Origin of the sequence: Telmatocola sphagniphila (genome assembly GCF_018398935.1) — a bacterium.
In the GTDB taxonomy this organism is placed as follows: domain Bacteria; phylum Planctomycetota; class Planctomycetia; order Gemmatales; family Gemmataceae; genus Telmatocola; species Telmatocola sphagniphila.
Genome location: NZ_CP074694.1, coordinates 6,509,288 through 6,522,943, shown reverse-complemented (window position 1 = coordinate 6,522,943; position 13,656 = coordinate 6,509,288). Strand labels below are relative to the sequence as shown.

Genomic DNA, 13,656 nt, shown 5'->3' with positions numbered 1-13,656 from the left:
AAGTAAAAAATCCGCGAAGCCAGTTCAATTCGTCGCCAAATGATTTTTCCTTCAGGTACAGCGCACGCGAACCTTTCGGTGAACGCCGTTCTCATTTTGCATAAAATCGCTTTATTCCACACTCCGTTCAACGAAAGACTCCGCAATGATTTCGAAACTGATCGACGAGTATGCCACTGGCGCCGAGAAGCCTTTACGAGCTATCGAGGCTCTGAGCCCGGCCGAGTTGGATGCCTACCCGATTCCAGGTACCTGGAGCATTCGCGAAATTATCATTCACCTGATGGATAGCGATCTCGTGGGTACGGAGCGGATGAAGCGAGTGATCGCCATGCCCAAACCGCTACTGTTGGGCTACGACGAAACGGCCTTTGCCAAAAATCTCTTTTACACCACGACGGATGCCGTCAAGTGTGCAAGGGTCTTTCAGTTGAATCGGGAACTATTCGTGGACGTGCTGCGAAAGCTCTCACCGGAAACTTTTGATCGTACTGGGGTGCACAGCGAAAACGGGCTGGAGTCGCTGAAGGAGTTCGTGGAGAAGTACAACCAACACCTCGAAGGGCACCTGGTGCATCTGTACAAGAAGAGGAAGTTGTTGGGGAGGTGAGGGAAGATCCATCCACACACTGACCGACAGTAATAAAGTTATTACCGAATGGGATGCAGACTCGATGCCGCTCTCTATCGTCTTTTTGATTGATATGTTTAGACAAAGTTGTAGTCCTATGTTTTCCGTCGCAATCTTAACTCAGGTTGAACAATCGTGAATCCTCGGATTGGGGTCTTCTTTCTGGCTTTGGCATGCTTAATAGCGTTTGTTTCGTACAGGAATCCTCATATTTCAGCTGTTTTGACTTGGGTCTTCGTCGGGCTTGTGATTGTGGGATTGGGTTATATAAAAATCGGACCTTCTATCTACGGGAAGCAGCAAGATGGAAGACTAAGAATCGTAAACATTCTAGTCTTGCTACCTTTCTTGCTATTTACTTGGTTAATCTGGCACATTCAGCGAATGTTGACTCGCGAGGCTTGCTGGAACGAGGTATCACCAGGTTTGTATGTCGGACGTCGAGCTTTTCTTTATGAGTTACCAAGTACAGATGTACTAATTATCGACTTAACTGCAGAGTTCCCCGCTCCGCGTTCGATACGTTTGTTACCTGGGTATCGGTGTCTACCTACACTCGATGCAACAGTACCACTTGATATCAGCCAGATGCAAAAGCTAGTATCAGAAGCCGTCAACACGCCTGGACGAGTGTATATTCACTGTGCCAACGGACATGGCCGTTCCGTCACTTTGGCAGCAGTGATTCTGCTTGAACGTCGTTTGGCTTTGAATCCACTATCTGCGGTGACTCTCATCAAATCTGCACGTCCTGCAATCCGATTAAACTCAATACAATTAAATTTCCTTGATGGGTGGTCAAAATACGCGAATATTTCATTCAAATAGATTTGATCGATATTTTTTGAGGCGTTACAATGTAATTGCATTGCATCTCGAATTAAGGATTTGTATGCCCTCATCGAAAATGGAAGAATTTCTACGGAATAGCTCTGATTTTGAGATCAGTGATTCCATTTTCTGCTGGTTATGCGAAAAGTATGGCGATTCCCATTCTGCCGACTGGACTAACGTCAGCCATCGTGTCGTGGATCAAATTTGGTTAGCCAGTGGCGACTTGGATAATGGCGGATTCTGCTATTGGCTTCAAAGGAAGCAGTCTCCAAACAATTTCGATTACAAGTACACGATGGAAGCCTTCGAGTTGATTGGCCTGACTGAGATGGCCAAGGCATTCAAAGAACTACTGTCCTATTATCCGAATGGTGTAGTACCAGAAGATCACAATCTGAGATTGGAACTCTACGAGAAAATACCAGAGAATATCCGCGAAAATATCGATCGGATCGCATCTAAACAGAATAAGAAAATTGAAAAGCCTTTGGCTGATTTTATCCGAGTAAATGCCAGCGATTTCGATTCGCTTTTGGAAAAGTAGAGCAAATCATAACGATTTGAGTACTTCAGTCTTTTATTCGATAAATATAGACCATTCCATCCTGAGTAGTTAGGGCAAAAAACTGGGATTTTTTACTATCTTCACCGTAAATGCAATTTGTAAATTCATTCGAGCCCAAGGGTGGTGCCAAATAACTCTGTTTTTTTGAATCCAGATTAAAAATTCTCAGATGACTCTCTTTGGTGAGATACAAGGATTCCTTCAAAAGAAATGCATCACAGATCCCACTCTCAAAGCCGTTAACTATAGTTTTCGTTTCAGATGTTTTGACGTCGATGCTGACTATGCGACCAGTTTGCGAGAAAGAAAAGAGCTTCGAGCCATCTTTATTCAGAATTAATTTGTTGACCGAAGCTGTATGCTCCTCATATCGCCTTAAGAGCTTTCCACTTTTAAGGTCAAGAACCGTAATTGTGCAATTCTCATCGCCTATGTAGAGTAGATCAGCTTCTTTGGCAAGCACGGCAGTGCGAAGATGGTACTCTTTTTCCCCGCGAACTTTGAAAGCTTGAGCCGTGAGTTGAAACGTTTTCTCGGTCTGAAATTTCAAAAGATCCAAAAGTACAACTTTTCCATCGTAGCCAAGCGTAATCAGCTGGTTGTTTTTATTTCGATAAATCAAATCTGCGATTTGAGTATCGTGCACTTTCAGAGCGCTTGAGACTTTTTTCTTTTCGATATCAAAGTAATGAATCGAGCCATTGTAATCTCCAATCAAAATGGCGTTCTTCGTAGGATGTTTGAGAACTGCAGTAGGAAAGAAATCGAGCGTTGCAATCAATTCGCTATAGCTTTTTCCAGGAAGTAACCAGTAAATTTTCCCTTTGTTTCCAGCCATCGAAACAACGAGAAGAAAAGAGCCATTCTTTTCAAGCGAACCATCTTCCAGATATACAAGCTTCGATCCGAACGTATCCACTTTGGCCGCGAAAACTGCTTTCAATTCAAACGTAGGGAGAGTTGGCCACCATGGTAAACCTACAAATGCGGCCAAAACAAAAGGGGCAAGCACGATCCCTCCCATTAGTTACGATTCTACTGCAGAACAGCAACGACGTTGAAAGAGCATAAGCTCTTCCTGGAGCACAGTCAATAATGAACCGAAGTCGGGAATTCGATCTAATAGATTGAGCTGCCGGCATCCGCCGTACAGGAATTGCCAGCTAGAACTTTACTACCAATTCGAAATTTTATTTGCGCCCCCCACCTTCCTCCTCACCCAACTCCACATCCCATCCACCAGCGAATAGACCACCGGCGTGACCAACAGAGCCAGAAACAGGCTCAACAATTGTCCGCCGATGATGACTTTGGCCATACTGGCCCGTTCGCCGGCGCCTGGCCCTTGCCCCAACGCAATCGGCACCATGGCCGCCATCAGCATCATGGTCGTCATCAGAATCGGTCGCAACCGCGTGTGATTGGCCTCGCGCAACGCTTCGTCCCGTTCAACTCCCGCCTCGCGTAACTGATTGGTTTTATCGATCTGCAAAATGCCGTTTTTCTTCACGATGCCGATCAGCATGAAAAGCCCGAACATCGCGTAAAGATCCATCGAAGATCGGAACAGAACCAGCGAAATCAGGCCGAACGGAATCGTGACAGGTAACGGTGCCAGGATACTCAAGGGCTGGAACCAACTTTCAAACTGGGCCGCCAGAATCAGATACATGAACAGAATGCTGAGCACAAACGCGACAATGAAGTAGTAGCCCGTCTCCCCGAGCGTTTCGGCCTGTCCCTTGAAGTCGATTTTGTACTCAGGTGGTATTTCCATCTCATCCAGGATTTTCCGAGCTCGCGTCACCGCTTCATTCAACGGAATGCCTTCGGGATTGGCGAGAATCGTCACCGATCGCTGGCGGTTATAGCGGTCGATCTGGCTCGGCCCGCGATCCTCGATTGTTCTTGCCAAATTCGACAACTGCACGGGACCGGCATTGGGCGAAGGGATGGTCAACGCCCCGATAGTCTGCGGATTGGCCCGGAAATCCTTGTCGGCTCTCAGCCAGACATCATACTGTTCAATGCCTTCCTTATACCGGCTGATAATCTGTCCGCCGATCAGCACATTCAACGTATTCGCGATTGTCTGAACCGGAATTCCCAGATCGCTCGCCCGGTCGTTATCGATCGCCACTTGCACTTCGTCCTTGCGGTTGAGCATCGTGGTATCGACGTCACTCAAGCCGGGAATCTTTCGTAGCTTTAGCACCAGTTCTTCGGAATATTTTTCGAGCTTCGTCAACTCAGGTCCGAGCAACACTACTTGAAAAGTCCGGGTGTCCTGGCCGTTGCCTTCGAAGGCCGACACATCCGAAACCGAACAGCGCAGATCGGGATATTCTTTCAGAATCTTCCGCGCCCGCTCCTGCACATCGAACTGGCTATAATTGCGTTCGCTCAACTCCTTCATTCGGAAATAGATCGAACCGCGCGTCACATCCCCCTGCCCTTTGCCGCCGCCGTCGCTATTGCGGCCAATGGAAGTGAAGCGATGCACTACCCCCGGCAGTTGAATCAAGCGATTTTCAATCTCCGTGACGACCTGATCGACGCGGTCCAGCGAGTAGCCGACTGGCGTGACGAAGGAGACCTGAAATTCACTGGTATCATCGCGCGGCACCAGGTTGAAGCCCATACCGGAGGCAATCGGAATCGTGCTGAAAAAGACCAGGATGCTAATGATCACCATGATCCAGCGGTGACGGAGTGACCAGGCAAGGGACCTCCCCGTGACGGCTTCGATCAAACGCCAGACCCAACCCGATTTCGAATGCGCAGTGGATTGATTCGAATGGCTGAGCTTTAAAAACCGCGAGCAGAGCATCGGGGTCAGCGTGAACGAGACGAACAAGCTCATGACGATGGCGAAGGCCACGGTCAGCCCGAAGCTACTGAAGAAGCGGCCGACAATACCCCCCATGAAAGCAATGGGCAGGAAGATCACCAAAAGCGATAGACTGGTCGCCAGCACGGCCAGCGAGATTTCCCGCGTTCCTTCGCGGGCCGCTTCCATGGCGCCCATCCCTTTTTCTTCCATGAAGCGGAAGATGTTCTCGTGGACGACCACGGCATCATCAATCACAATCCCGATGGCCAGAATCAAACCCAGCATCGTGATGTTGTTCAGCGTGAAGCCCATCACATACATGAAAAGAAAAGTCGGCACGATTGAGGTGGGAATGGCCAGAGTCGCGATAAGAGTGGTTCGCCAGTCGTGGATGAACAGCAAAATCGTCAGCGAAACCAGCAAACCGGCCAGCAATAGGTGCTTCTTCACCTCCGACATGGAATTGCGAACGAAACGCGACTGATCCTGTATGTTTTCGATTTTTATATCGGGCGGCAACGTCTTGCGGATCTCCTCGAGCCGCTCGGCCACCGCATCGGAAATGGCAATGGTATTGGTTCCCGATTGCTTCTGAATGTAAAGAGCAACGGCGTTCTGGCCGTCCATGCGAGCTAATCCGCGTTGCTCCTCAAAGGTATCTTCCGCCCGGCCAATGTCGCGAATGCGGATCGGAAATCCTTTTCGGTAAGTGACGATCACATCATTGAACTGCTCGGCCTTCGCCACGCGCCCCAGAGTGCGCAGAATCAGTTCGCGCGGCCCCTGCTGCACGATGCCTCCGGGGACTTCGACGTTCTGAGTCAGGAGTGCCTGTCGGACATCCTCAATGGACAGGCCATAAGAGACCAGCGAATCGGGATTCACGATCACGTTAATCGCCCGGCTCTTACCCCCCGATAAAAACACGGCTCCCACACCCGAAATGGTTTGCAGTTGCTCCTGAACTCGATGTTTAGCAATTTCAGTCACTTCGCGGACATCGCGTCGGCCCGATACCGCGAGTGTGATGATCGGGGCCGCATCAATTTCAAATTTCTGAATTAGTGGCGGATCCATCCCCTTCGGGAAACCGTTGGTCAACGAGGCAATTTTTTCGCGCACTTCCTGCGCGGCGATGTTCGAATCCTTTTCCAATACGAAAAGTACGGTGACCTGACTCAGCCCTTCCTTGGTGACCGAGACCATCTCCTTCACTCCGGAGATGGCATTGAGAACTTCCTCCACCGGCTTGGTGACTGTGCTTTCCATCTCCTCGGCACTGCTGCCGGGCAGATTGCAGATGATGCCGACTGCCGGAAAATCGAATTTCGGAAAGAGATCGACCCCGAGTTTGGAGTAGGAGACGATGCCCAACACCACGGGGATAGTGACCAGCACCCAGGTAAAGACCGGGCGTTTGATGCAAAGATCGGATATCGTCATTTCGTGGCTCCCGGGCGGACCTGAACCACCGAATCCTGAGCCAGGGCCGACTGGCCGCTGGTAATAACGATGCTTCCCGCCGGGATTTCCGGTTTGATGATTTCCACCCAGTCGGTCGTCTGCACGCCCAGGGTCACCTGCACTTCCCTGGCTTTACCGTCCTTCATCAGAAAGATCTTGTTGATGCCGGCAAACGAAACAATCGCTTCCAACGGAACGGTGACCGCCCCATGATCGATCTTGGTGAGAATGGAGGCCTTGGCAAAGCCCCCCGGTTTCAGCTGGCGATCTGAATTGGGCACGTAAACCTCGACTTCGAAAGTACGAGTGGTCTGATCCACGGCCGGGCTGATGCGTTTGATCAATCCTATGAAGGCCTTGGGATACGCCGCCGAGAGCACATTCACGGTCTGTCCCACATCCAGCACACTACTGTAACGTTCCGGCACTTGAACGCGGAGTTTCAAGGCCTGATCGATGACCAATTTGAAGACATCGGTACCTATCCGCACAAAACTGCCTTCGGAAACCAGACGCTGACTGATGGCGTAGTCGCCGCCCACGGAAGACGCCCCGGGAATCGGTTGCGTCGGTGTGGGTACGCGAAGAGTGGTGTCCTTGAGCATCTGACGGGCGACCGCCAGCGATTCGGCTTTCAGTTGCACTGTGGCCAGTCCGGCCCGGGCCAGGAGAAGTTGATTCTCGTATTCGACCTGGGCCAGCCGAAGTTCGGTTCGCCGTTCGTTGATTTCTTCACTGGACACGGCCAGCCCGGTTTTCGTCGCCCGCTCCAGTTTCGCTTTACTGTTTTCGATGCGAATCGAAGCTTGCTGCACGGCAGGCAGTTTCCTTTCGTCGTAGCTGCTGTCGGGCAGATCTTTGAGGCCCAGTCGAGCCAGTTCAACTTGCAAGGCGCGCTCCGCCTGTTTGGCGTTCAGCTCCGCATCGGTTGGATCGATCTCCAGCAGAACCTCGGACGGTTTCACCCGATCCGCCATTTCGTGATGAATCTTCAGCACGCGACCTTCCACCTTGGAAGCGATGGTCACTTCCTCGTAGCCGTGCAGAGTACCGACTGATTCGACGGTTCGCTGCACTTGACGGAGCGAGACGGGGGCCGTGGTCACCAGGACCACACCGCTGGGAGCGATGGAGGTATCCGCCGGGGGCAGTTCCTCCTTATCCGATTTTTTTAGGCTGCCGCCATTGGCAAAAAAGTAGATTCCCCCGGCGCAAAGGCTGAGCACCAGGAGAGTTGCAAAGAGTCGTTTCACGAATTTCAACATAAATACTGTCGGCCTCAAATTGAGCAGAGCCGTTCTTCGAGCTTCCAGGAATCAGAAGGGAGAGTCTTTGTACCAGCGCGAAGCATGGAGTCTCAGTAACTACTATCCGATTCAACTAGTTAATCGCTGGCACTCAGACAATCTTAAGAGCGCGAGTCAGATTTTGGCCTGTCTCTGAAAAAAAAGACGCCTCAGCCGGGGCAACTTCACGGAAATTAACACCGCCCCGGAGCAGATTGCTCATCTAAAATTGGTTGGACTAATTGGCAGAATCCCGAAGCTTTCCGCAGCTTGACAATGCCAAATTGCCCAGATTTCCCAGGTTGGCAAACGCTTCCCAAATTCCCTCATCCTACTCGATTGAAGCTGCCGATAATTGCCAAGGACTGTTCCCAGGATGGGTACTATTTCACCAGGAGGCGTGCCGTGTCAGTTCGTTTGCCGCTCGCGCTCCTGCTATTAGTGTTCGCGAGTACCGCGTTCGCTCAGGACAATTCCCGCTACTTCAACAAACGTGAAGTGAACATTCCTTTCTTTGCCGACGATCGGGAACAGATTCAGGAAGTGCAGCTTTACGCTTCACTCAACGGCGGCAACTGGGTATTAGTAGGCCGGGCTCATCCCAATCAGAAACGCTTCCACTTCACTACCGATCGAGACGGCACTTACGATTTCGGTGTGCGAACCGTCTACGTGAATGGCCGCAGTAAGCCGGAGCGAACCGAAGATCTACGACCCAGTCGTCGAACTGTAATTGATACGATTGCCCCGCAGATCACTCTCCGGCCTTATGCCGGTGCCGATAAGATTGCCGGAGTCGAATGGGAAGCGACTGATGAGAATATCGATCCGAAATCGATCCGCCTGGAATATCGCTGGCCCGGTACGCGAGAATGGCGCTCGATCGATAAAGACAAAGAGTTTCGGCCCAAGGATCAGCAGTCCTGGAATCTGGCGGGGCGCGGCAACGCCATGGAAGTTCGGGTCCGGGCTCGCGATTTGGCCGGTAACGAAGCGGTCTCCGATCCGGTGACGACACCGCCGAGCGCGGGCGGCAATTTCGATCGCGGCATGTCCGATACCCGCGGGATAGATCGGTTACCCGATACGAATAAAGTGACCGACCTGCCGCCCTTAAGACCTTTCGATACCGGGGGCCTGCGCGAAACCAATATTGGCAGCAGCACCAGTGCCCGCTCCTCGAATTTGATCTACGTCAACAACAAGGAAATCACCCTCGAACACGACTTCAAAGTCGGTGCCTCGGGTTACAAGAAAGCGGAACTCTACGTTCGCAAGCCCGCACAAACGAGCTGGATATTGGTCAAAAACGCCAGCTTTGCGGATGTCAGTGGCCAGAGCTCTGAAGGGAAAACCGAAGGAACTCTGACTTGTCTCTTTTCCGCGGAAACCGAAGGCATCTACGGTTTCTTCATTCGCATCCAGAACAACGTAGAGAAGTGGAGCGACGACGAGCCGAATCGACTATCGCAACCAAATGTCGAAGTGATGGTCGACATGACTCCTCCCAAGGTCACTTTAAATCCGCCGAAGATCCGACCGGCTGGCGATGGCCAGGCGATCATGGATCTTTCGTGGTTGGCGGAGGATTCTCTCTCGGGGCTTCAACCCGAAAGTCTCAAAGTGGAATATTCCGAAACGGGTATCGGCCAGGAATGGTCACCCATAGTTGAGCAACAATCCGGCAGCGGCAACTATAGCTGGAACGTTCCTCCCAAAATTTGGAAAGTCTTTCTTCGCGTGACGGCCCGAGATAGATCGGGGAATATCGGCGTCTACAAAAAAGAGCAGCCGGTGCTGGTCGACCTGCAAAAACCGAGCGTGGAAAAAGTGAAGGGTTATTCCGGTGGAAGTGGAGGAGGCACCCGGGTGGGCACGCCCTCTCCGAAAAAGCTCAACGATATCGATCCGTAATTGCGGATCTCAGATTACGGGCGGTACTGACCTAGGGTCTGTCGCAGTTCGCCTTGAATCCGCTCGAGACTGTTATTCACCATTCGAGAGTTCGGATTCCCTTTTTTTTCGAGCAAGCCACCTTTACGAAAGGCCTCGACGGCCAAGTCCGTCTTACCCTGCATCCAGCGCGAGAACCCCAGATAGTAGTAGATCCGGGCGTCGTCGATTTCCTTGGAAGCTTTCAGCAGGCTCTCTTCAGCCTGACCGTAGCGACTGGCAAAAAAGTGAGAAACCCCATCTCCAAAGAGATTCTCACCGCTTCGCACATTACCGCCCAATGCCGTCGATACTTCAACTTTTTGAAGAGCCGGCAATCCCACCAGAATACGATCCAGAACGCCGTCGTATTCTTTGGGGAGAACTTTCAGACGATCGATGCCAACCGAATATTCCTTTAAGGCTTCCGGGTATTTTTTCAATCGAGCCAGGGCATCGGCTTTGACGATGTGCCCGAGATATTCGCCTTCGCCGATAAGCTTATCGGCCAGACGGATCGATTCCCGCAAGCGGTCGGTGGAGGCACTTACCGGTTCCGGTTCTTCGAAGCCGGGCATTTCCATCAGGTTCAACATCAGCATCATCAAAACTTCCGGCGATTGAAAATTCCGGCTAGTCGGTTGACCCGACGACCGGATTTCCAACTTTTTTTCGTTGGCATCCGCGGAGGGAACCGAGGAAAGGTGATTCAGCACCCGCCCCAGGCCCAGCATCGCTTTCTGCTGCAAACCGGCGTCCACTTTCGGCACGGCCAGCACCGCATTGTAATTCTTTTCGGCCTCGGTCCACTTGCCCAGCCGTTCCATCACGCGTGCCAGTGCGAAATGGCCTTCCGCTTTCGCCCCATATTTAATGGCAGTGTTGGCGTCCTGCTCGGCGGCGTTGGTATCGTTCAGATCCAGCTTAGCCAGACCGCGTCGGGCGAAGAGAACACCCACTTGCGGAGTCTGCTCGGCTGCAAAATTCTTAATGGCTTCGTCGAACTTCTGAACCAGCGTCGCGGAATCCTGATTTAGCTTGATCGCTTTCAGGGCGGCGACCGGATCGCTTATCGTAGCCAGGTGAGAGGCCACATCGTTCACCCAAGTCTGATCGGCCTTGAAACCGGGAAGTTTCTGAGCTTCCGCGAAGGCCGCTCGGGCCGCGGCAGTCTCCCCTTTGTTTCGCAAAGCCAGAGCCCGGACCGCCGTGGCTTTGGCTTTCAGCTCATCGGAGGCCTTGGGATCGGCAAGAACCTTGGTGACTTCGGCCAGGGCCGAGGCCGCTTCCGCCTTGTTCGAGGGGTCTTTCAGCACGGCGAACCAGACGTCCAGCGAGTTGCCGTTGGAGGAGCTGGCCAGGAGAGCTTCATCCAGCTTCTTCTGGGTTTCCTGAGCTTTCTTTTCCGAGTCGAGAACGCGTTTCTCGGCCTCAACCGCTTTCTTTTCCAGAGCCACCAACTTATTCTGTTCGATCGAAAGTTGCTTGCTCAGTTCGTCGATCTTCTTATCGGCGGCCTTCATCCCTTCGGAGACGTTGGATCCGTTTCGGCCGATCTTTTCGATTCCCGAAAGCAGTGCCGTCGCATCGCTGCCCGGCTTCACGGCATCGAGCTTAACCAACTGCTGTTCGATTTTCTTGATCAGTTGGCTCGATTGTTTCTGCGAGGCCGCCAGGGTATCGCGTTCCTTGCTCAGCTCGCTCAATTTCTGATCGAAAGTCGACTTGGAAGTCTCGAGCTCTTTCACTTTGGCCTGAGCAATATCCAGCTTGTCGTTCAATGCTTTGCTGGCGGCCGGCATTTTCGCGACTTCGGCTTTCAGCGTAGCCGCTTCCTCGCGAGCCGATTTCAATTCGGCACTCGATTTATCAGCCGCGGTCTTCAATTCGAGCAGAGTAGCATTGGCTTTATCCAGTTCGGTCTTACGGAGATCGACCTGCTTCATGACCTCGGCCAGCCGGCCTTCCGACTCTTGGATCTTCGTTTTCAAAGCATCCCGCTCGCCGCTGACTTCGTCTTTGGCTTTGACGGCGGTATCGCGAGCCCGGATCAACGAATCGATGGAGGCTAACGCTTCCGAGGTTTCGTTCACATTCAACCGGGTCAGAACTTCTTTCAAGTTCTTCGTCTGGTTCAAGAGCTCTTTACGATTATTTTCCAGATCCTCGTTGGTCGCAGCCAGTTTCGCAAGATCGGCGGAATTCCGGGCGTTACTGTCGGAACTCGGCAGGAAGCCGCCGAAGTAACCGGCACCGAAAACTCCCCCCGCGCCCAGGACTGCTCCGAGAACACCCGCGAAAAGCTTGCCTGATCTTCCGCGTTTGTTTAAACCGGTCTGTTCGAAATCGGCGGCATCCTTACCACGGTAGGGGCTCTTCGCCCGTTCGGGCTGCAGGGAAACCGGGCCATTGCTGGGATTACTGGGATGCTGGGAAAGTACCGCCGATCCCAGATTCGTGCTGGTGGAGTGCTGATTCGGCGTCTTCAGCCCGTCGGTTGCAGATAACTTATCCGCGTTGGCCTGATTGAGTTCTTTGAGTTCCTGTTCCGAAATGTTCGGCGCACCGAGAATGAACTCCTCGTGGGAAGCCATCTCTTCCAGTCGGCGGATCATGGAGTTATCCACGTCCATTTCCGAGCTCAAATGCCCATCGGGATCGGACCCGACGTGGAAGTGGGCAACCGGCTCCGCGTAGGCATGGCTCTTTTCGGGGAAAGGTGCCACCGTGCCGGAATCGGGCGGAGGCGTCGGGACCTTTTTCTTTGCATCGATTTTGAAGGAATTAAACGAGGGGTTGGAGCTCAAATCGACTGCGGAAGATTCGATGATCTTCTGTCGAAGACGAGCGAGTTCCAGATCGGCATCGGAGACCTTGAACGTACCCGAGGCCGTCAGTTCGCTCTCCAGGGGCTGATCGGCATAAATATCTACCGCGCCATCGCCTTCAAAATCGCCGACGGCTTCGAGGCCGCGCAATTCGCCGCTGGATTCATTCTTGAACGTTTTCGGAGTACTGGTCGGCGAAATTTCCGCGGAGGATTTACTCGGCCCGTTATGAGCCATCGCGGCTGCTTCCGGAAGGAAGAACTCGGGAGTGGATCGGATCTTGGCAGTTTCCGTCAGATTCTGAATGGAGCCAAAATCTTCCTGATCCGGAATCTGTACGCCGTTCGCCCCGAAGACGTTCGAGGAGGAAGCCGATTCATCCAAGGCGTTGGGATTGCTAAGGAGGATATCCAGAATCGAGGACCGCACGGCCCCGGAAGGAGATTCGGTATCCGGGGGCAGCACACCGACGTCCGCATTCTCGTTCTTATTATTCGTGAGCAGAATTCCCGATTCGCCATCCTGATCGCCAAAGAGAATATCGTGTTTTTGCGTCGAAGGCATTTCGTCCGACGGCGGAAAGCCATCGGTCAGACTGAAGAGAATTCCGCTTTCGCCCGGTTTGGACTGGGTCAGCAGATTGAGATCGTCGAAGGTCGGCAATTCGTTACTGGAATGCCGGTGCAGAGCCATCTCGGCATCGGAAGGTACGGGGATCGCCCCGGCCGCATCCGAAGGAGGGGCTTTGATGCTGAAAGTGATGTCCCCCGAGTTTTCCACAATGCTGGTCTGGCTCGGATTGCTATCGAGTCGCACTCGGGAACCCGAAGGCTGCTCCCCATTGGCACTGGTGTGCATATCGACGCGGGAAGACTCGCCCTCTGGAATCTTTGGGTGAGCGTCGAGACCACTCCCCTTCGCATCGAAGAAGAACATCCCGTCGACTTCCGTAACTCCCGGCGAACTGCCCGCCGGCATGATCGAATCGAATTTCTTTTTGAGATCCAGATCGGAGAAGGAGTCGAATTGAATCCCTTCCCCTACAGGGGCCGGGGATTCGTGAACGCCGCCCTGCTGCTGACGGATGACATCGGCCCAGGAGACAACCGACGGCGCTTCCTCTGTAACTATCATTTCCGAAATCGGTACCACACCAGAGGCGCCCTCCCTAATGGAGGCTACGGCCCCAAACTCGACAAACTCTTCCGAGGAGTCGGAGTTCGAAGGTGTTGGTATTATTTCAGTAGAACTCGGTTTTTTTTCCAAATCCTGTTTCGAGCTGA

General features: G+C 52.5%; 7 protein-coding genes. 3 read left to right on the top strand and 4 right to left on the bottom strand.

Translation table 11 applies throughout. The features are described from left to right. The first annotated feature begins 145 nt into the window (after positions 1-145). Positions 146-610, top strand: a complete 465-nt coding sequence (locus KIH39_RS26155) for a DinB family protein (protein WP_213497071.1) — start codon at positions 146-148, stop codon at positions 608-610. A gap of 913 nt (positions 611-1,523) precedes the next feature. Further along, on the top strand, positions 1,524-2,009 hold the full coding sequence (locus KIH39_RS26145) for a DMP19 family protein (RefSeq protein WP_213497067.1): 486 nt from the start codon (positions 1,524-1,526) through the stop codon (positions 2,007-2,009). Positions 2,010-2,034: 25 nt separating this feature from the next. On the opposite strand, the gene KIH39_RS26140 is transcribed toward KIH39_RS26145, so the two are convergent. From KIH39_RS26140 to KIH39_RS26130, 3 genes are all read right to left on the bottom strand, one after another. Next, positions 2,035-3,042 carry a WD40 repeat domain-containing protein gene (locus KIH39_RS26140; protein ID WP_213497065.1) on the bottom strand — a complete coding sequence of 336 codons (1,008 nt, stop codon included), beginning with the start codon at positions 3,040-3,042 and terminating at the stop codon, positions 2,035-2,037. A gap of 162 nt (positions 3,043-3,204) precedes the next feature. Then, positions 3,205-6,306 carry an efflux RND transporter permease subunit gene (locus tag KIH39_RS26135; protein WP_213497063.1) on the bottom strand — a complete coding sequence of 1,034 codons (3,102 nt, stop codon included), beginning with the start codon at positions 6,304-6,306 and terminating at the stop codon, positions 3,205-3,207. After that, positions 6,303-7,592, bottom strand: a complete 1,290-nt coding sequence (locus KIH39_RS26130) for an efflux RND transporter periplasmic adaptor subunit (protein WP_213497061.1) — start codon at positions 7,590-7,592, stop codon at positions 6,303-6,305. Before KIH39_RS26130 ends, KIH39_RS26135 begins: the two co-directional genes overlap by 4 nt. A gap of 426 nt (positions 7,593-8,018) precedes the next feature. Between KIH39_RS26130 and KIH39_RS26125 the strand changes: the two genes are divergently transcribed. Beyond that, positions 8,019-9,527 carry a phage tail protein gene (locus KIH39_RS26125; protein ID WP_213497059.1) on the top strand — a complete coding sequence of 503 codons (1,509 nt, stop codon included), beginning with the start codon at positions 8,019-8,021 and terminating at the stop codon, positions 9,525-9,527. 14 nt (positions 9,528-9,541) lie between these two features. Here KIH39_RS26125 and KIH39_RS26120 read toward each other — a convergent pair whose 3' ends face one another. Then, positions 9,542-13,507, bottom strand: coding sequence for a tetratricopeptide repeat protein (locus KIH39_RS26120; protein WP_213497058.1), 3,966 nt, complete (start codon positions 13,505-13,507; stop codon positions 9,542-9,544). Positions 13,508-13,656 lie beyond the last annotated feature (149 nt).

Excerpts from the sequence above, each read along its gene's own strand:
- KIH39_RS26155 (WP_213497071.1), top strand. The coding sequence starts at position 146 with ATGATTTCGAAACTGATCGACGAGTATGCCACTGGCGCCGAGAAGCCT.
- KIH39_RS26145 (WP_213497067.1), top strand. The coding sequence starts at position 1,524 with ATGCCCTCATCGAAAATGGAAGAATTTCTACGGAATAGCTCTGATTTT.
- KIH39_RS26135 (WP_213497063.1), bottom strand. The coding sequence starts at position 6,306 with ATGACGATATCCGATCTTTGCATCAAACGCCCGGTCTTTACCTGGGTG.
- KIH39_RS26130 (WP_213497061.1), bottom strand. The coding sequence starts at position 7,592 with ATGTTGAAATTCGTGAAACGACTCTTTGCAACTCTCCTGGTGCTCAGC.
- KIH39_RS26120 (WP_213497058.1), bottom strand. The coding sequence starts at position 13,507 with ATGATAGTTACAGAGGAAGCGCCGTCGGTTGTCTCCTGGGCCGATGTC.